Source organism: Paraburkholderia sp. 35.1, from assembly GCF_050436525.1.
Taxonomy (GTDB): domain Bacteria; phylum Pseudomonadota; class Gammaproteobacteria; order Burkholderiales; family Burkholderiaceae; genus Paraburkholderia; species Paraburkholderia tuberum.
In genome coordinates this window covers 349,471-367,894 of record NZ_JBNDMJ010000003.1, presented here as the reverse complement: position 1 = coordinate 367,894, position 18,424 = coordinate 349,471, and the positions used below count along the sequence as shown (strand labels likewise).

General features: G+C 64.0%; 17 protein-coding genes. 16 read left to right on the top strand and 1 reads right to left on the bottom strand.

Annotated features, from left to right (window positions below; translation table 11 throughout):
• The first annotated feature begins 8 nt into the window (after positions 1 to 8).
• Both bamC and OKW27_RS21650 read left to right on the top strand, forming a co-directional pair.
• Entirely contained in the window at positions 9 to 1,148 is a 1,140-nt protein-coding gene (gene bamC / locus OKW27_RS21655; RefSeq protein WP_090800743.1) for an outer membrane protein assembly factor BamC, read from the top strand.
• An 8-nt stretch (positions 1,149 to 1,156) separates the two neighbouring features.
• The gene (locus OKW27_RS21650; RefSeq protein ID WP_090800741.1) at positions 1,157 to 1,930 is read left to right on the top strand and encodes an MBL fold metallo-hydrolase; all 774 of its coding nucleotides are present in this window, start codon (positions 1,157 to 1,159) and stop codon (positions 1,928 to 1,930) included.
• A 145-nt stretch (positions 1,931 to 2,075) separates the two neighbouring features.
• Here the strand turns inward: OKW27_RS21650 and OKW27_RS21645 are convergent, their stop codons facing one another.
• Positions 2,076 to 2,774, bottom strand: coding sequence for a Bax inhibitor-1/YccA family protein (locus OKW27_RS21645; protein ID WP_090800739.1), 699 nt, complete (start codon positions 2,772 to 2,774; stop codon positions 2,076 to 2,078).
• A gap of 268 nt (positions 2,775 to 3,042) precedes the next feature.
• On the opposite strand from OKW27_RS21645, the gene ndk reads away from it, so the two are divergent.
• The 14 genes from ndk (at position 3,043) to OKW27_RS21575 (ending at position 18,318) form a co-directional block, all read left to right on the top strand.
• Positions 3,043 to 3,468: a nucleoside-diphosphate kinase gene (ndk, locus tag OKW27_RS21640; protein WP_429334810.1), complete on the top strand. Its 426-nt coding sequence runs from the start codon at positions 3,043 to 3,045 to the stop codon at positions 3,466 to 3,468.
• A gap of 210 nt (positions 3,469 to 3,678) precedes the next feature.
• The gene (gene rlmN, locus OKW27_RS21635; protein WP_184057301.1) at positions 3,679 to 4,830 is read left to right on the top strand and encodes a 23S rRNA (adenine(2503)-C(2))-methyltransferase RlmN; all 1,152 of its coding nucleotides are present in this window, start codon (positions 3,679 to 3,681) and stop codon (positions 4,828 to 4,830) included.
• A 222-nt stretch (positions 4,831 to 5,052) separates the two neighbouring features.
• On the top strand, positions 5,053 to 6,192 hold the full coding sequence (locus tag OKW27_RS21630) for a helix-turn-helix domain-containing protein (protein WP_429334809.1): 1,140 nt from the start codon (positions 5,053 to 5,055) through the stop codon (positions 6,190 to 6,192).
• Between the two features lie 85 nt (positions 6,193 to 6,277).
• Positions 6,278 to 7,594, top strand: a complete 1,317-nt coding sequence (gene ispG / locus OKW27_RS21625) for a flavodoxin-dependent (E)-4-hydroxy-3-methylbut-2-enyl-diphosphate synthase (RefSeq protein ID WP_090800733.1) — start codon at positions 6,278 to 6,280, stop codon at positions 7,592 to 7,594.
• Positions 7,595 to 7,615: 21 nt separating this feature from the next.
• Positions 7,616 to 8,956: a histidine--tRNA ligase gene (gene hisS / locus OKW27_RS21620; protein WP_090800731.1), complete on the top strand. Its 1,341-nt coding sequence runs from the start codon at positions 7,616 to 7,618 to the stop codon at positions 8,954 to 8,956.
• 66 nt (positions 8,957 to 9,022) lie between these two features.
• On the top strand, positions 9,023 to 9,652 hold the full coding sequence (locus tag OKW27_RS21615) for a YfgM family protein (protein WP_090800729.1): 630 nt from the start codon (positions 9,023 to 9,025) through the stop codon (positions 9,650 to 9,652).
• 79 nt (positions 9,653 to 9,731) lie between these two features.
• Positions 9,732 to 10,877: an outer membrane protein assembly factor BamB gene (gene bamB, locus OKW27_RS21610; RefSeq protein ID WP_429334808.1), complete on the top strand. Its 1,146-nt coding sequence runs from the start codon at positions 9,732 to 9,734 to the stop codon at positions 10,875 to 10,877.
• Between the two features lie 467 nt (positions 10,878 to 11,344).
• A complete protein-coding gene (gene der / locus OKW27_RS21605; RefSeq protein WP_184022435.1) occupies positions 11,345 to 12,682 on the top strand; it encodes a ribosome biogenesis GTPase Der in 1,338 nt (445 codons plus the stop codon).
• 176 nt (positions 12,683 to 12,858) lie between these two features.
• On the top strand, positions 12,859 to 13,095 hold the full coding sequence (gene hfq / locus OKW27_RS21600; protein WP_006051315.1) for an RNA chaperone Hfq: 237 nt from the start codon (positions 12,859 to 12,861) through the stop codon (positions 13,093 to 13,095).
• A gap of 57 nt (positions 13,096 to 13,152) precedes the next feature.
• Complete coding sequence (hflX, locus tag OKW27_RS21595; protein WP_429334807.1) at positions 13,153 to 14,340, top strand: GTPase HflX; 1,188 nt, start codon at positions 13,153 to 13,155, stop codon at positions 14,338 to 14,340.
• 49 nt (positions 14,341 to 14,389) lie between these two features.
• Entirely contained in the window at positions 14,390 to 15,793 is a 1,404-nt protein-coding gene (hflK, locus tag OKW27_RS21590) for an FtsH protease activity modulator HflK (protein ID WP_090800723.1), read from the top strand.
• Between the two features lie 15 nt (positions 15,794 to 15,808).
• Entirely contained in the window at positions 15,809 to 16,714 is a 906-nt protein-coding gene (hflC, locus tag OKW27_RS21585) for a protease modulator HflC (protein WP_090800721.1), read from the top strand.
• Between the two features lie 43 nt (positions 16,715 to 16,757).
• Positions 16,758 to 16,949 (top strand): DUF2065 domain-containing protein, encoded by a 192-nt coding sequence (locus OKW27_RS21580; RefSeq protein WP_090800720.1) that lies wholly within the window; start codon positions 16,758 to 16,760, stop codon positions 16,947 to 16,949.
• A gap of 217 nt (positions 16,950 to 17,166) precedes the next feature.
• On the top strand, positions 17,167 to 18,318 hold the full coding sequence (locus OKW27_RS21575; RefSeq protein WP_429334806.1) for an ATP phosphoribosyltransferase regulatory subunit: 1,152 nt from the start codon (positions 17,167 to 17,169) through the stop codon (positions 18,316 to 18,318).
• Positions 18,319 to 18,424: the final 106 nt, after the last annotated feature.

Below are 18,424 nucleotides of genomic sequence, written 5' to 3'. Positions count from 1 at the left end.
AGGACCTCATGAAACGTTCCGCACTTTCCCTCCACGCAACCCGCATGGCGGCGCTGGCGCTTGCCCTGTCGACGCTCGCCGGCTGTGACACGCTGAACGACTGGTTCGCTTCCGACCGCGTCAACTACAAGGCGACCTCGAGCGCGCCGCCGCTCGCCGTGCCGAGCGATCTGAGCACGTCGCCGAACGACCAGCGCTATGTGGCACCGCCGGCCAATCTGGCGCTTGGTGGCACGCCGACGCGCGCTGTCACGGCGGCCGGCAACGCAACCGAAGGTCAGCCGAACGCGCAGGATCCGCTCGGCATGCATATCGAGCGCGACGGCGACCGTCGCTGGCTGGTGGTAGACGGCCGTTCCCCGGAACAGCTCTGGCCGCAGCTGCAGGAGTTCTGGCAGGAAAACGGCTTCGTGCTGAAGACCGATGCGCCGGCCACCGGCATCATGACGACCGACTGGGCGGAAAACCGCGCGAACATTCCGGACGACTGGTTCCGCCGCACGGTCGGCAAGGTCATCGACTTCGCCTATTCGTCGGGCACCCGCGACAGTTTCCGCACGCTGGTATCGCGCGGTCCGGACAGCGCGACCGATATCTCGATCACGCACAGCGCGATGGAAGAGGTGATGACCGGGCAGGACAAGACGTCTTCGCGCTGGGAAGAGCGTCCGCGTGATCCGGCGCTCGAGGCGCTGTTTCTCGCCAAGCTGATGCAGAAGTTCGGCCTGACTGAAGCACAATCGAAGCAGCTGCTGACCGACGCGCGCACCGCCGCCGCGCCGACCACGATCGAGCAGAGTGCGGGTGCGTCGACGCTCGATCTGCAGGAGTCGTTCGACCGTGCCTGGCTGCGTGTGGGCCTCGCGCTCGATCGCACCAACTTTACGGTCGACAACCGCGATCGCGAGAAGGGCATCTACTACGTGCGCTACGCGGATTCGATGCAGGAACTGAAGAAGGAAGGCCTGTTCGGCAAACTGTTCTACAGCGGCAATTCGACGCGCAAGCCGGGCCAGGAATTCCTCGTCAACGTGCGCGCGAAGGGCGACGCGGTGACGCAGGTCGCGGTCGTCGACGCGAATGGGCAGATCGACACGTCGTCGGACGCGCAGCGCATCGTGTCGCTGCTGCACGCGCAACTGAACTGAGGCGGGTCGTGCGCTTCGCAAGTCTCGGCAGCGGCAGTGAAGGCAATGCGCTGCTGGTGGAGGCGCGCAGCGGTGCGGTCACCACGCGTGTGCTGCTCGATTGCGGTTTTTCCGCGCGCGAAGTCGAGCGGCGTCTGACGCGGCTCGGCGCGAGTGCCGAGCACCTCGACGCGATCCTGATTACGCATGAACATAGCGATCACATCGGCAGCGCATTGACGCTGGCGCGCAAGTGGTCGATTCCGCTGTACATGAGCTGGGGCACCGCGCGCGCGGTGGGCGCCGACGAAGCCGATGTTGACCTGCAGGTGCTGTGGGGCGACGAGGCGGTATCGATCGGAGAGCTCAGCGTTCTCCCTTATACCGTTCCGCACGACGCCCGCGAACCGCTCCAATACGTGTTCTCGAACGGCGCGAGCCGGCTTGGCGTGCTCACCGACGTGGGCACGTCCACGCCGCATATCAGCGCGGTGCTGAGTGGCTGCGACGCGCTCGTGCTCGAATGCAATCATGACGTGCAGATGCTCGCGGGCAGTCGTTACCCGCCGTCGCTGAAGGCGCGTATCGGCGGCAATCACGGGCATCTGAACAATCACGCGGCGGCTGAAATCCTGGCGTCGCTCGACCGCTCGCGCTTGCGGCATCTGGTCGCGGCGCATCTGAGCCAGCAGAACAATCTGCCGGAACTTGCGCAGGCGGCGCTGGCGGGCGTGCTTGACGCGGCTCCCACGGAGGTGGTGGTTGCGTCGCAGAGCGAAGGTTTCGCGTGGTTGACGGTGTGACTGTGGCGCCCGGTTGGCGTCCGGTCGCGCTGCACGCCATGCGCCGGGTGGTCAGGTAATGAAAAAGCCCATAACGAGCAATCGTTATGGGCTTCTAATTTGAGCGTCGAGTGCGGCGTGGGGCACGCCGCACGACCGGGCAAACTTAATTGCGGTTGCCGCCAAAAATGCCGAGCAGCGCAAGCAGATTGACGAACACGTTGTACAGATCCAGGTAGATCGCCAGCGTCGCCGTGATGTAATTCGTCTCGCCGCCGTTCACGACGCGCTGCACGTCGAACATGATGTAGACGGAAAAGATCACGATTGCCATGACTGAAACCGTCAGCATCAGCGCCGGCAGTTGCAGGAACACGTTCGCGACCGAAGCCAGCAGGATCACGATCACGCCCATGAAGAGCCACTTGCCGAGGCCCGAGAAGTCACGTTTGCTGACCGTGGCGATGGTCGCCATGGCCGCGAAGATCACACCGGTGCCACCAAAAGCGAGCATGATCAGCGACGGGCCGTTCGAGAAGCCGAGCACGAACGCGAGAATGCGCGACAGCATCAGCCCCATGAAGAACGTGAAGCCGAGCAGTACGAAGACGCCGACGGCGCTGTCCTTGGTGCGCTGGATCGCGAACATGAAGCCGAAGGCGATCGCGAAGAATGCCAGCATGCTCATGGCGGGGCTGGTGGCGGCAAACAGTGAGAAGCCGGTGGCAAGACCCACCCACGCGCCGAGCACGGTCGGAATCATGGACAGCGCGAGCAGCCAGTAGGTATTCCGCAGCACGCGGTTGCGTGTTTCGACCGTGCTGACCGCGCCGTTGCGGCCAAACATATACGGATGTTCGTTCATGATCTCTCCTTACCTCGGAAGCGTGTTTCGTGATGGTGATACGGCAATTTGCGAAGCGCCGGCGGGCGCACCGTTCATCCGTAAGATTAGCGCGGCAGCACGGAGTTTCAATACCTCCAGTCGCCCACATCGCCTACGCTACCAGTATTTCGCGCCCTTTGCTTTGATCCTTTCAGTGCTGTAAGGGTTCAATCGCAATGATGCACGGGAACATGCTACAATAGCGGATTCATTTGAATCTGTAACTTCTTAATTTTTTGGAGTTTTTATGGCGATCGAGCGCACCCTGTCGATTATCAAACCGGACGCAGTGGCCAAGAACGTGATCGGCCAGATCTATACCCGTTTTGAAAACGCTGGTCTGAAGATCGTGGCATCGCGCATGGTTCATCTGTCGCGTGCTGACGCCGAGAAGTTCTACGCCGTGCACGCAGCACGTCCGTTCTTCAAGGACCTCGTCGAATTCATGATCTCGGGTCCGGTGATCGTGCAGGCGCTGGAAGGCGAAAACGCGATCCTGAAACACCGTGATCTGATGGGTGCGACTGACCCGAAGAAGGCAGAAAAGGGCACGATCCGTGCCGACTTTGCGGACAGCATCGACGCCAACGCGGTGCACGGCTCGGACGCACCGGAAACGGCCGCGATTGAAATCGCATTCTTCTTCCCCCAAGTCAACGTCTACTCGCGTTGAGCGCCTCGCGCTGAGGTCAGGCACTGGCCTCGGTCGTAAGCCGTGTCCGCCTGGCGCGTTTCGTGCAGCCGAATTGTTTTATCGCATGAATCGCGCGCGTTGCACGGCAAAGTAGTAAGGTAAAAGCAGCAGGAATGGGCGCGAACGGGCACGGCGTTCATGCAGCTTGTTGCATGAACGTAGTCTCGCAATGAAATGGCAGGATTCGATATGACGAGCAGTCCCTCCGTCAACCTTCTCGACCTCGACGCCCAAGGGCTCGTCGCCTATTGCGACAGTCTGGGCGAGAAACCGTTTCGCGCCAAGCAATTGCAGCGCTGGATTCATCAATACAACGCTGCCGACTTCGACGGCATGACCGATCTCGCGAAGTCCTTGCGCGAAAAGCTCAAAGGGCGCGCCGCGATCACGATGCCGGGCGTCGTCAGCGACCACGTTTCGTCGGACGGTACACGCAAGTGGCTGATCGACGTCGGAAACGGCAACGCCGTTGAAACCGTCTACATCCCCGAAGAAACGCGCGGCACGCTGTGTGTGTCGTCACAGGCTGGGTGTGCGGTCAACTGCCGGTTCTGCTCGACCGGCAAGCAGGGGTTCTCCCGCAATCTCACCACCGGCGAAATCATCGGCCAGTTGCGCATGGCTGAGTTTGCGCTGCGCGCGTCGCGTGGTGATGCTGGCGGCCGCGCGATGGGGGGCGACGGCAAGGGCGAGCGCGTCGTCACGAACGTCGTGATGATGGGGATGGGCGAGCCGCTGCTCAATTACGACGCGGTCGTGCCGGCCATGCGCCTGATGCTCGACGACAATGCGTACGGCCTGTCGCGCCGGCGCGTTACGTTGTCCACTTCGGGCGTCGTACCGATGATGGACCGGCTCGGCGCGGATCTGCCCGTGGCGCTCGCGGTGTCGCTGCATGCCTCGAACGACGCGCTGCGCGACGTGCTGGTGCCGCTCAACAAAAAGTACCCGCTGCGCGAGCTGATGGCGGCGTGCGAGCGCTATCTGAAAGTCGCGCCGCGAGATTTCATTACGTTCGAATACTGCATGCTCGATGGCGTGAACGACAGCGAGGCGCACGCGCGCGAGTTGCTCGCCGTCACGCGTAACGTGCCGTGCAAGTTCAATCTGATTCCGTTCAATCCGTTCCCCGAATCGGGCCTTATCCGTTCGAAGCCGGAACAGATCAAGCGGTTTGCGCAGGTGTTGATGGACGCTGGCGTGGTCACCACTGTGCGCAAGACCCGCGGCGACGATATCGATGCTGCCTGCGGTCAGCTGGCCGGCGCGGTGAAAGACCGCACGCGTCTTGCTGAGCGCACCGGGAAGGCGGCGAAGGTGATCGAGGTTCGCGCCGTGTAACGCCGTGTAATCGCGAGGGGCGGCAGGGCGTCGGCGTTCGGCGGAAAGTACCGCGAGCGCAAAAATGCTCCCATGCCACCGGCGATTAAAAGAAAGTTTGCAGAATCGATCGGGAGCGGTACACAAAGCCGCACATTTTGTTATAAACGGTCTGCGATTTGGACGTGACGCTCGAGCCCGTCCGGTCGCACGATTAAAAGAATCGACGCGAAAGGATTTGGGATGAGTGAGCCGCAGCACCCGCAGCCGCACGAGACAGACACGAGCGATGGCCATCCGGCACCCGTTGCAAGGGCGGTGGTCCAGCCTGTCGTGCAGCCGGCCCTTGATTCGTTGGCAGCGGTTGGCGCGCGCTTGACCCAGTTGCGCGAGGCGAAAGGCTGGACTATCGAGGACGTGTCGGCGCGGCTGAAGGTGTCGGTCGTCAAGCTGAGCGCGCTCGAGGCGGGCGACGTCAGCCATCTGCCGGACACGACGTTCGCACTCGGCGTCGTGCGCAGCTACGCGAAAATGCTGGGCGCCGATCCGGCGCCTTTTACGGCGGCGCTGCGTCGCGAGAAGGGCGTGCCGGCGCCGAATTTGTCGATGCCGGCGTCATCGGGCAAGGATCTGCCGCGCGGCAAGGTTTCGCTGTCGCTCGGTGACGGCGGGCATAAGAGCCGTTCGTGGCTGTGGGGCATTGCGGCGATCGTCGTCGCGGTCATCGCACTCGGGATGTGGCGCACTAACGGCGGTGATTCGTCCGCGTGGCTCGCGCGCCTGAAGGCAAGCGCGAATAGTTCGACTATCAGCGACACGGCGGCTTCGGGCGCGGTCGCTCAGGGTCCGGCGACGGCGGCGCAAGGGGCATCGGCGCCGGACGCGGCGGCCACGGCTGACAACGCGGCGAGCGCGGATAATGCGGTGTCTGCGTCGGCAACGCCGATGCCGGCTCCGCTTGTCACTGGCACCGCGCCGGGCTCGGCCCCGGCAGCGAATACGGCGGCAACGCCGGCACCGACGGCCGCGGCACCGAAGGCCGGCTCGCAGGCTCAGGCACAGGCCGCCATGGAGAGCGCAAATGCACCGGCGGTCGTGGCGAACGCGTCGGCACCGGCGGTCACGCCAGCGCTCGGCGAGGCGGTCGTCGCGCTGCGCGTGACACAGGACAGCTGGTTCAGCGTGCGTGACAAGAACGGCAAGGAACTGTTTTCCGGCCTCGTGCATGCCGGCGATCCGAAGCAAGTGACGGGTGTCGGTCCGTTCAAGGTCACGGTCGGCAACAAGGCGGGTCTCGAGTCGGTGACGCTCGACGGCCAGCCGGTCGATCCGTCGAAATATGCGACAGCCAAGGGCAACGTGGCGCGCTTTGCGCTGCCTTGACAGATACGGTATGCGCCGCGGTCAACCGGTCCGCGGCGCTTTTTCAATTCAGGCGCTGCGTTTTTGCATAGCGCGTGCGGCGTAAATGGGTTTTTCGATGCAAACCGACGCTCAGTCCCAATCCTGTAGCAAGATCGTTTCAGACGAGCCGGTGTTCGGCGGCCCCGCGATGCGACGCAAGTCGCATGCGGTCAACGTCCGCTGGGGCGGCGAGCTCGTGACCATCGGCGGCGATGCGCCGGTGCGCGTGCAGTCGATGACCAACACCGACACCGCCGACGTGATCGGTACCGCTATCCAGATCAAGGAACTGGCGCAAGCCGGGTCCGAACTGGTGCGTATCACCGTGAATACGCCGGAAGCGGCGGCGGCCGTGCCGGCGATCCGCGAGCAACTCGACCGCATGGGCGTGATGGTGCCGCTCGTCGGCGACTTCCATTACAACGGCCACCTGCTGCTGCGCGACTATCCGGGCTGCGCGGAATCGCTGTCGAAGTACCGGATCAATCCGGGCAACGTCGGGCACGGCGCGAAGCGCGACACGCAGTTCGCGCAGATGATCGAGACGGCGGTCAAATACGACAAGCCGGTGCGCATCGGCGTGAACTGGGGCAGCCTCGACCAGGACCTGCTCGCGAAGATGATGGACGAAAACGGCTCGCGCGCCACTCCGTGGGAAGCGCAAAGCGTGATGTACGAAGCGCTGATCCAGTCGGCGATCGGCTCGGCGGAACGTGCGGTCGAACTCGGCCTCGGGCGCGACCAGATCATCCTGTCGTGCAAGGTCAGCGGCGTGCAGGATCTGATTGCCGTGTACCGCGAACTCGCGCGCCGTTGCGATTTCGCGCTGCATCTTGGCCTGACCGAAGCGGGCATGGGTTCGAAGGGCATCGTCGCGTCAACCGCGGCGCTGTCGGTTCTGCTGCAGCAGGGCATCGGCGATACGATCCGTATTTCGCTGACGCCGGAACCGGGCGCGTCGCGCACAGGCGAAGTGATCGTCGGTCAGGAAATTCTGCAGACCATGGGCCTCCGGTCGTTCACGCCGATGGTGATCGCGTGCCCCGGCTGCGGGCGCACCACGAGCACGCTGTTCCAGGAACTCGCGTCGCAGATCCAGACCTACCTGCGTCAGCAGATGCCGGTGTGGCGCGACCAGTATCCCGGCGTCGAGCAGATGCACGTCGCGGTGATGGGCTGCATCGTCAATGGTCCGGGCGAATCGAAGCAGGCGAATATCGGCATCAGCCTGCCGGGCTCGGGCGAGAATCCGGCCGCGCCAGTGTTCATCGACGGCGAAAAGGTGAAGACGCTGCGCGGCGAGAACATCGCGCAAGAATTCCAGCAAATCGTGAGCGACTACGTCGAGCGGCGCTATGGCCGCGCCGACGCGCTCAACTAAAAACCGGCTATCGAAACACAGATGACTGAACAGAAGAAAAAGCTCGAGAAGCTGTCTGGCGTGAAGGGCATGAACGACATCCTTCCGCAGGAAGCCGGGCTCTGGGAATTTTTCGAAACCACCGTCAAGTCGATGCTGCGTTCGTACGGATACCAGAATATCCGCACGCCGATCGTCGAGCATACGCAGCTGTTCACACGCGGTATCGGCGAAGTGACCGACATCGTCGAAAAAGAGATGTACAGCTTCACCGACGCATTGAACGGCGAAAACCTGACGATGCGCCCGGAAAACACGGCGGCCGTGGTGCGCGCGTCGATCGAACACAACATGCTGTACGATGGCCCGAAGCGTCTGTGGTATATCGGTCCGATGTTCCGTCACGAGCGTCCGCAGCGCGGCCGTTATCGCCAGTTCCACCAGGTCGGTGTCGAGGCGCTCGGTTTCGCGGGTCCGGATGCGGACGCGGAAATCATCATGATGTGCCAGCGTCTGTGGGACGACCTCGGCCTGACTGGCATCAAGCTCGAAATCAACTCGCTGGGCCTCGCTGAAGAGCGCGCCGCGCATCGTGTCGAACTGATCGCGTATCTCGAAAAGCACATGGACGTGCTCGACGAAGACGCGAAGCGCCGTCTCTATACGAACCCGCTGCGCGTGCTCGATACGAAGAATCCTGCGCTGCAGGAAGTTGCGCGGAACGCGCCGAAGCTGATCGATTTTCTTGGGGAAGAATCGCGCGCGCACTTCGAAGCTCTGCAGCGTCTGCTGAAGGCGAACAACCTTCCGTTCACGATCAATCCGCGTCTCGTGCGCGGTCTCGATTACTACAATCTGACCGTGTTCGAGTGGGTGACCGACAAACTCGGCGCGCAAGGCACGGTCGCGGCGGGCGGCCGCTACGATCCGCTGATCGAACAGCTCGGCGGCAAGCCGACGGCTGCGTGCGGCTGGGCGATGGGCGTCGAGCGGATTCTCGAGCTGCTTAAGGAAGAACAGCTCGTGCCGGAAGACGAAGGTTGCGACGTGTACGTGGTCCATCAGGGCGACACCGCGCGCGAGCAGGCGTTCATCATCGCCGAGCGTCTGCGCGATACCGGTCTCGACGTGATCCTGCATTGCAGCGCGGACGGTCAGTCGGCAAGCTTCAAGTCGCAGATGAAGCGCGCCGACGCGAGCGGCGCCGCGTTCGCGGTCGTGCTCGGCGAAGATGAGATCGCCAACGGCACGGTCGGCGTGAAACCGCTGCGCGATACGCAAGCCCACGGCGGTAAGAACGAGCAACAGAACGTGCCCGCCGAAGACTTGACCGAATATCTAATCAATGCGATGGTTGCATCCGCCGAAGACGGCGACGACTGATCGCGATGTCGTTGGGCCGGCTGGCTCGACACGCACACGTAGCAAGAATGAGGAAATCGCCGGGCAATGAGTTACCACGACGAACAAGAATCGATCGAAAGTCTGAAGGCATGGTGGACGCAGTGGGGCAATGCGACCACGTGGATCGTGCTGGTGGTGTTGCTGGCAGGCGCGAGCTGGAACGGCTGGAATTTCTGGCAGCGTCGTCAGGCCGCGGAAGCCGCGGTGCTGTATGACCAGGTTCAGCAAGCCGCGGCATCGGGCGATAAGGCGCAGATTGCGCGCGTCGCCGCCGACATGGAAGACAAGTTCGGCCGTACTGCCTACGCGCAGATGACCGCGCTCGGCGCCGCCAAGGCGCTGTACGCCGCTGGCGACGAAGCCGGCGCGAAAGCGCAGCTGCAATGGACGATCGATCACGCGAAGGACGACGAGTTCAAGCAGATCGCGAAGCTGCGCATGGCATCGCTGCTGCTCGACGACAAGGCATACGACCAGGGCCTCGCGCTCCTGGCCGAGCCACAATCCGATGCCTTCAAGGGCGTCGTGGCGGACCGCCGCGGCGACCTGCTCGCCGCCCAAGGCAAGCGCGACGACGCGCGCGCGGCCTACAAGCTCGCGCTCGACTCGCTGTCGAACAGCGACAGTTCGGCGCGCCAGCTGATCCAGTTCAAGCTGGATGCACTTGGCGGCTGAGCGTCCCGCGCAGCGCGCCGCGAGCCACGACCGCAAGGCGGTCTCCTTTAATCCAATTTCCTGAATGCTTCGTCCACCGATGAATCTGCTGAAACGTTACGCCGTGCCCGTTATCTGTGCGATGACCGTTCTCACGCTGGCGGCTTGCTCATCCACGAAAGACGAGCGCCGTGTGCCGACGCCGCTCACCGAGTTCAAACCCGTGCTCGACGTGCAGCAGACCTGGTCGGCGAGTGTCGGCAAGGCGGGCCGCTACCTGTTCTCGCCGGTTGCGGTCGGCAATGCCGTGTATGCTGCCGGCACGAATGGCACGGTCGCCAAGATCGACGCGCAAACGGGCAAGGACGTGTGGCGCGTCAAGTTGCACGATGATCTGTCGGCGGGCGTCGGCAGCGATGGCACGCTCACCGCGGTCGGTGGCTTGAAGGGCGACGTGTACGTGCTAGGCGCGGACGGCAAGCAGCTGTGGACCGCGAAGGCGCCGGGCGAGATCATTACGCCGCCGCTCGTCGGCAACGGCCTCGTGATCGTGCGCACGATCGACGGCCAGATCGTCGCGTTCAACGCGCAAACCGGCGAGCAGAAGTGGAACTTCCGCAACCGCGCGGTGCCGCTGAACCTGCGCGTGTCGTCGGGCATGACGTTCGCAGGTGACGCGGCCGTGCTGGCCGGCTTCCCGGGCGGCTCGTTCGCCGCGATCAACTTGCAGACGGGCGAAGCCTACTGGCAAACGCCGGTGTCATATCCGAAGGGCGTGACCGAGGTCGAGCGTATCAACGACGTGACCGGCCCGCCCACGCTGGTGGGTTCGGAGACCTGCGCGGTGACGTTCCAGGGCCAGATTGGCTGTTTCGACGCCAACTCGGGCCGCGCGCTGTGGGGCAAGCCGTTCTCGAGCACGACCGGCCTCGCACAGGATGAGCGCAGCGTGGTCGCCGCCGACGACTGGTCGGTCGTGTCCGCATTCGACGTGAACAACGGCTCGGTGCTGTGGAAGAACGACACGCTGAAGAACCGCGACCTGAGCGTGCCGACGCTGCTCGGCCGCGCGGCCGTGTTCGGCGACTACAAGGGCTTCGTGCATTTCCTGTCGACCGTCGACGGCACGCTCGTCGCACGAGTGAAGACCGACGGCAGCGCGATTACCGCGGCGCCGGTGCTGGCTGGCGACACGCTGGTCGTACAGACGCGCGACGGCGGCCTGTTCGGCTATCGTCCGCGCTGATCGCGATAGATGATGTCAGGCGCGCAGGCCGGCTTTGCCGGCCGCGCGCTTTTTAATTGAAGTCTGCGCCGGCTTTGGCGTGCGGCTCCTGCGGGTTGCCACGCTGCCCGTCGCGTGATCGGGCAGGCTCAATAGAAAAAATCGCCGGACGGGCTGGTCCGGCAAGTCGGATCGAGGCTGTGGCCGCCGGCATGCAAGGCGGCGCGTGCGCTTCGTCGACGGCCTTGCAAATTAAAGACGCCCTCGAACACGAGCGCGTCAGCCGTCGAGCAGCCCGGTCTGAAGCAGGCGCCCCCGGCGGCGTCTGTGCAGCCCACGCCCGTCCGCCTGGATGCGCATATCGATCGCGCATCCGGAGCAGGCTGAATTCGTGATAATTTCGTCAGAACGCCACCCCGTGGCGCCCGCCTGGCGTCGCTACGCGCGCGATCGGTTGCGATCCCGCGTTTCACCGTGAACAACATCAGATGAAACCCGTTATTGCCCTCGTTGGGCGCCCCAATGTGGGGAAATCCACGCTGTTCAACCGCCTTACGCGTTCGCGTGATGCGCTGGTTGCCGACCTGCCCGGTCTCACGCGCGATCGCCATTACGGCGAAGGACGCGCCGGCGAGCGGCCGTATCTGGTCGTCGACACCGGCGGCTTCGAGCCGGTCGCGAAAGACGGCATCCTGCACGAGATGGCGCGCCAGACCCGCCAGGCGGTCGAGGAGTCGGACGTCGTCGTGTTCATCGTCGATGGGCGCAACGGTCTCGCGCCGCAGGACAAGTCGATCGCCGACTATCTGCGCAAGGTTGGCCGGCCGATCTTCCTCGTCGTGAACAAGGCCGAGGGCATGAAGTACGCCAACGTCGCGGCCGACTTCTACGAACTCGGTCTCGGCGATCCGCGCGCGATTTCGGCCGCGCACGGCGACGGCGTCACCGACATGATCAACGAGGCGCTCGAAGTCGCGTATGCCGGTCAGCCGGAAGAGAGCGAGGAAGACAAGGAAGCGCGCGGCGTGAAGATCGCCATCGTCGGCCGGCCGAACGTTGGTAAGTCGACGCTGATCAATGCGCTGGTCGGCGAAGAGCGCGTGATCGCGTTCGACATGCCCGGCACTACGCGCGACTCGATCTACGTCGATTTCGAGCGCAACGGCAAGCCGTATACGCTGATCGACACGGCCGGCCTGCGCCGCCGCGGCAAGGTGTTCGAGGCGATCGAAAAGTTCTCGGTCGTGAAGACGCTGCAGTCGATCTCCGATGCGAACGTCGTGATCCTGCTGCTCGACGCGCGTCAGGACATCTCGGATCAGGATGCGCACATCGCTGGCTTCGTCGTCGAGCAGGGCCGCGCGCTGGTGGTTGGCGTGAACAAATGGGACGGTCTCGATCCGCATGTGCGCGAGCGCACCAAAGCCGACCTCGAACGCAAACTAAAATTTCTGGACTTCGCCAAATTCCATTTCATTTCCGCCGCGGAAAAAACCGGAATCGGGCCGCTGATGCGTTCGGTCGACGACGCGTACACGGCCGCGATGTCGAAGCTGCCGACGCCGAAGCTGACGCGCGCGCTGATCGAGGCGGTCGAATTCCAGCAGCCGCGCCGTCGCGGTCCAGTGCGTCCGAAGCTGCGTTACGCACACCAGGGCGGACAGAATCCGCCGATTATCGTGATTCACGGCAATGCGCTCGACGCGATCACCGACACGTATAAGCGGTACCTCGAAAATCGCTTCCGGGAAACTTTCAAGCTGACGGGGACTCCATTGCGAATAGAGTTCAGATCGTCGACGAACCCTTACGCGGACAAAGGCTGAAGCAAGCTGAAGCTGGTCTTAAAGCTGGGCTGAAACCCGCGTGTATGCTGGGTTTGGCCGGGGGTCCCGGGCCCGCGCGTCGAAATGAAAATCAGCTATAGTGTAGCGGTTGGCGGCGGATCTCTTTTTCCTTCGCCGTCAATTCAGTCAACCTGCAAAAAAATACGGAGTTTGCTATGAGCAACAAAGGGCAATTGTTACAAGACCCGTTTTTGAACGCACTGCGTAAAGAGCATGTGCCGGTGTCGATCTACCTGGTCAACGGCATCAAGCTTCAAGGGAACATCGAATCGTTCGACCAGTACGTCGTGTTGCTCCGGAATACGGTCACCCAGATGGTCTACAAGCACGCCATTTCGACGGTCGTGCCTGCCCGTCCGGTGAATTTCCACCCGGATTCCGAACAGTCCTAACCCTCGCCGCGGCCGGCACACTGTCGCCCGTTGGCGATCACTCCCGGCCGCGTCATTTTGATACCCTCCAATTTGATCAATGCAGCGCTCGTTGGCATCGACTTCGGCAAGATCGATTTCGAAGCCAGTCTCGAAGAACTCAGCCTGCTCGCGCACAGCGCGGGCGCGAACCCCCTGGTCACCCTCACCGGACGCCGTTCCAGTCCCGACGCGAAGATGTTCGTCGGCAGCGGCAAGGCCGAAGAATTGCGCCTTGCGTGCGAAGCAAACGACATCGAACTCGTGATCTTCAACCATGCTCTGGCGCCTGCGCAGCAGCGCAATCTGGAGCGGGCGCTTAATCGGCGCGTGGTCGATCGCACCAGTCTGATCCTCGACATTTTCGCGCAGCGCGCGCGCAGCCACGAAGGCAAGCTGCAGGTCGAACTCGCGCAGCTGCAATATCTGTCGACCCGGCTGATTCGCGCGTGGACCCACCTCGAACGTCAGAAGGGCGGTATCGGATTGCGCGGTCCAGGCGAGACGCAGCTCGAAACCGACCGCCGGCTGATCGGCGAGCGCATCAAGGCGCTCAAGATCCGCCTCGACAAGCTGCGCCGCCAGCATGGCACGCAACGCCGGGCGCGGCATCGCAACCAGACGATGTCGGTGTCGCTCGTCGGCTACACGAACGCCGGCAAATCGACGCTCTTCAACGCGCTGACCAAGGCGCAGGCGTATGCCGCCGACCAGTTGTTCGCCACGCTCGATACCACCTCGCGGCGCGTGTATCTGGGCGACGAAGCGGGGCAGGTGGTGGTGTCCGATACCGTCGGTTTCATCCGCGAGCTGCCGCACCAGCTCGTCGCCGCGTTCCGCGCGACGCTCGAGGAAACCATTCACGCGGACCTGCTGCTGCATGTCGTCGATGCATCGAGCGCGGTGCGGCTCGACCAGATCGATCAGGTCAACGAGGTGTTGCACGCGATCGGCGCGGACACGATCCGTCAGGTGCTCGTGTTCAACAAGATCGACGCGGTGCCAGAGCTGGCAGCCCGTGGCGACGCGGTCGAGCGGGACGAGTATGGTAATATTTCGCGCGTCTTTTTGAGCGCGCGCACCGGGCAGGGGCTGGATGCATTGCGCGCTGCCATCGCCGAAATCGCTACAGCCGAACCGCTTGCCGACATGCCGCTCGATGCGTCGCAAGATGACCGCGCGGCGCAACTGCGCGACGACCGCAAGGTTCCAGAACTCGGGCACTGACCCGTTCCAATTGCACTGACCCGCTGTCTACTCTGGTGAACGAACACAGGTGAACGATTACAACGAGCGGAGTATCTGGCTGCGTATGCGCGCCTTGCTTTCACTGAACGATCCGCGTTGGGGCCGGGGCGACGGCAACGGCGACCGGCAACGGCCGAACGATCCGAAGCGACCGGCACGCGACGGTGAAGGTCCGCCCGACCTCGACGAAATGTGGCGCGAATTCAATCGCCGTCTGTCCCGGATTTTCGGGCGCAGGGGCGGCGGTGTCGGCGGTGGCCGTCCTGACAACGGCCGTGGCGCGCGCATCGGCGTCGGCATCGTGATCGGCGTGCTGATCGCGATCTATCTCGGCAGCGGTGTGTTCGTCGTGCAGGATGGCCAGGCGGCCGTCGTGCTGCAGTTCGGCAAGTATCGCTATACCGCGGAGCCGGGCGTGCACTGGCGTCTGCCGTTTCCGTTCGAGTCCCACGAGTTCGTCAATGTCGGGCAGATCCGCCAGGTCGAGATCGGCCGTAGCAATGTGGTGCGTCTCGCGAACGTGAAGGACGCGTCAATGCTCACGCACGACGGCGACATCGTCGACGTGCGCTTCGCCGTGCAGTACCAGGTGCGCAAGCCCAACGACTTTCTGTTTCGCAGCGTCGATCCCGATCAGAGCGTGATGCATGCCGCGCAGGCGGCGGTGCGCGGCATCGTCGGCGCGCAGAGCACTAGCGATATCCTCGATCAGGATCACGAAACTTTGCGCCAGCAGCTGATCGCGGCGATCCAGCAATCGCTCGATCAGGACCAGTCCGGTCTGGCAGTCACGGGCGTGACGATCCAGAGCGTGCAGGTGCCCGAGCAGGTGCAACCCGCGTTCGCCGACGCTGCGAAGGTGCACGACGAAAACGAACGCGCGAAACGCGATGCGCAGGCTTATGCGGCCGATCTTCTGCCGCGCGCGCAGGCCGACGTCGATCGTCAGGTCCAGGAAGCCAAAACCTATAGCCAGACCACGGTCGCGCAGGCGCAGGCCGAGGCCGAGCGCTTCAACCAGGTCTACGCCCAATACGCGAAGGCGCCGGCCGTCGTGCGCTTCCGCCTGTACATGGAAACCATGCAGCAGATTTACGCGAACGCGACCAAGGTGTTCGTCGACGCGAAGAACGGCAACAACGTGCTGTATCTGCCGCTCGACAGGCTCGTCGAGCAGAATCGCGAACGCCAGGCCGCGGCGGCGGGCGCCGCCGCTTCGGGTCCTGCTGTCGCGGGCGCGCCGCAAGCGGCGAGTGCGGCCGCGCCGTCGGCCGCGTCGGCCGCTGAGACCGGTGCCGCGGCAGGCTCCGCCGCCGATGGCGCATCCGCACCCGCCGCTTCCGCGCCTGCGCCAGCGAGCCGGCCGAGCGCCGCGTCGCTGCGCTCGCGCGAAGCGTTCCGCAATCGCATGCGCGAAGACGACGTTCAATAAGGAGCGCACAAGAATATGAACCGAATCATTGCGCTCGTCGTCGCGCTCGTCATCGTGCTGTTCGCGGCATCGTCGATGGTGTTCGTCGTCGATCAACGGCATATGGCTGTGTTGTCCGGGCGCGGCGACGCGACGCCCACGCTGCTCGGCCCGGGGCTGCACGTGAAGCTGCCGCCGCCGCTGCAAACGGTCGCGTTCGTCGACAATCGCATCCAGTCGCTCGACGCACCCGACGAAGATCATTACGTCACGTCCGACAAAACCGATCTGCTGGTCAACCCGGTGATCAAGTTCCGCGTGACCGATCCGCTGAAGCTGATCGCCGAAACGAAGGGTGATCCGCAGAGTCTGCCCGACCGGCTCGCGCTGCTGTCGCGCGGCGCGCTCGGCGACGCGTTCGGCAAGTTCACGCTGTCCGACGCGCTCGCCAAACAACCGGCGATCGCCGAACAGGCCCGCGGTGCGATGGACAAGGGCGCGGCATCGCTCGGCGTATCGGTCGTGGATGTGCAACTCACGCGCGTCGATTTCCCGGCAGCGGTGGCCGACTCGGTATTCAAGCGCATGATCGCCGCGCGCAAGCAGGTCGCGGTGGACGAGCGAGCGAAGGGCGCCGCCGAAGCGAACCAGATCCGCGCGGACGCGCTCGCGAAGCAGCAGGCGGTGCTCGCCGACGGCCTCGCGCAGGCGCAGGGCATTCGCGGCGAAGGCGATGCAAAGGCCGCGGAGATCGCTGCCGAAGCGTTCGGCAAGGATCCGCAGTTCTACCAGTTTTATCAAAGCATGCAGGCGTACCGGAAGACCTTCAAGCCGGGCGACCTGATCGTGGTCGACTCCAGTAGCGAGTTCTTCCGCTTCATGCGTAGCCCGACCGGCGGCGTCGCCCCGGACGCTTCCGCGCCTGCTGCGCGCAAACGCTGATTACCGAAGGCCGCGGCATCCGCATCGCGGCCGCTTCACTCGCATGGACATAGCTGGTTCGTTATTGCTCGCGATCGCGCTGATGCTGATTATCGAGGGGATGTTTCCGTTCGTTTTTCCAACCGCCTGGCGCGACACGTTCCGTAAAATAGCGGAACGACCGCCGCATCAGATTCGTGTCGGAGGGCTCATCGTGATGTTGCTCGGGCTGGTTCTACTGTTCATCGCGACCTGAAGCCGGCTTGCTTGTCTGACGAACGCCGCGTGTTGCGGCGTGTTTTGCCGGCCCGAGCAAAACGCGTACTGACCGGCCACGCCGCCGCGCGTCGCGCGCGTGCCGCAAAGCGCCGCCCGGGCGTCTGTGTCAGCCGCCAGAATCAAGCCGCTCTACGTCATTCACACTCATCATCGGCGCTGCAAGACGCCGTGTTCAACGCCGTAGGACTGTATCGATGTCGACCTGGTTGCTTCCTGAGAATATCGCCGACGTGCTGCCGTCGGAGGCCCGCAAGATCGAAGAATTGCGGCGTCATTTGCTGGACCGTTTCCGCTCGTACGGCTACGAGATGGTGATGCCGCCGCTGCTCGAATACATCGAGTCGCTGCTGACGGGCGGTGGGCACGATCTAAATCTGCGCACCTTCAAGCTCGTCGATCAGCTGTCGGGCCGCACGCTCGGTCTGCGCGCCGACATCACGCCGCAGGTCGCGCGCATCGACGCGCATCTGCTGAACCGCCAAGGCGTCACGCGTCTTTGCTATGCGGGCAACGTCGCGCATACGCGCCCGCGCGGCCTGCATGCGACGCGTGAGCAGATCCAGATCGGTGCGGAAATCTACGGCCACGCGGGGCTCGAAGCGGACCTCGAAATCCAGCAGCTGATGCTCGACGCGCTGCGTCTCGCCGGCCTCGCGAAGGTGCGTCTGGACCTGTGTCACGCGGGCGTGCTGGCCGCGCTGATCGAAGCCGAGCCGGCCGCCGAGGAACTGGGCCCGGCGCTCTACGACGCGCTGGCCGGCAAGGACGTGCCGCGTCTGGTCGAGATGACCGCGCAATTCTCGCCGGTGATTCGCGATGCGCTGCGCGCGCTGCCGACGCTGTACGGCGACGCGTCGGTGCTCGAAGAGGCCCGCGCGCGTCTGCCGAATTCACCGGCGATCGCCCGCGCGCTCGACGACCTCGCGTTCCTCGCGAGCCAGGTCGACGGCGCCGAAGTGATGATCGACCTCGCCGATCTGCGTGGCTACGCGTACCACAGCGGTGTGATGTTCTCCGCTTACGTGGACGGCGTGCCGAACGCGGTCGCGCGCGGCGGCCGTTACGACCACGTCGGTCAGGCCTATGGCCGCGCTCGCGCGGCAACCGGCTTTTCGCTGGATCTGCGCGAAGTCGCGCGGATCTCGCCGGTCGAAGCGCGCAGCAGCGCGATCCTCGCGCCGTGGCGGCACGACGAAGCGTTGCGCGTGGCGGTCGCGGCATTGCGCGATGGCGGTGAAGTGGTAATCCAGGCGCTGCCTGGCCACAAGCACGATCTCGATGAATTCGCGTTCGACCGGGTGCTGGTCGAGCGCAATGGCGCATGGGTGGTTGAACCGCGCGCTTGAGCCGCGCGTTCCGATCTACGCTGCCGGGGACCCGTCCCCCGACGCTCGCCCGAGGGCGGCGCAACCACCGCCCGAATCGCGCGCGGTCGAGCGACTCTGCGCGGCC

Bases quoted from the DNA above. Each gene is read 5' to 3' on its own strand.
- hflC (WP_090800721.1), top strand. From the start codon at position 15,809: ATGAACCGAATCATTGCGCTCGTCGTCGCGCTCGTCATCGTGCTGTTC.
- OKW27_RS21575 (WP_429334806.1), top strand. From the start codon at position 17,167: ATGTCGACCTGGTTGCTTCCTGAGAATATCGCCGACGTGCTGCCGTCG.
- bamC (WP_090800743.1), top strand. From the start codon at position 9: ATGAAACGTTCCGCACTTTCCCTCCACGCAACCCGCATGGCGGCGCTG.
- OKW27_RS21580 (WP_090800720.1), top strand. From the start codon at position 16,758: ATGGACATAGCTGGTTCGTTATTGCTCGCGATCGCGCTGATGCTGATT.
- rlmN (WP_184057301.1), top strand. From the start codon at position 3,679: ATGACGAGCAGTCCCTCCGTCAACCTTCTCGACCTCGACGCCCAAGGG.
- ispG (WP_090800733.1), top strand. From the start codon at position 6,278: ATGGGTTTTTCGATGCAAACCGACGCTCAGTCCCAATCCTGTAGCAAG.
- ndk (WP_429334810.1), top strand. From the start codon at position 3,043: ATGGCGATCGAGCGCACCCTGTCGATTATCAAACCGGACGCAGTGGCC.
- der (WP_184022435.1), top strand. From the start codon at position 11,345: ATGAAACCCGTTATTGCCCTCGTTGGGCGCCCCAATGTGGGGAAATCC.
- bamB (WP_429334808.1), top strand. From the start codon at position 9,732: ATGAATCTGCTGAAACGTTACGCCGTGCCCGTTATCTGTGCGATGACC.
- OKW27_RS21645 (WP_090800739.1), bottom strand. From the start codon at position 2,774: ATGAACGAACATCCGTATATGTTTGGCCGCAACGGCGCGGTCAGCACG.
- hfq (WP_006051315.1), top strand. From the start codon at position 12,859: ATGAGCAACAAAGGGCAATTGTTACAAGACCCGTTTTTGAACGCACTG.
- hisS (WP_090800731.1), top strand. From the start codon at position 7,616: ATGACTGAACAGAAGAAAAAGCTCGAGAAGCTGTCTGGCGTGAAGGGC.
- OKW27_RS21630 (WP_429334809.1), top strand. From the start codon at position 5,053: ATGAGTGAGCCGCAGCACCCGCAGCCGCACGAGACAGACACGAGCGAT.
- OKW27_RS21615 (WP_090800729.1), top strand. From the start codon at position 9,023: ATGAGTTACCACGACGAACAAGAATCGATCGAAAGTCTGAAGGCATGG.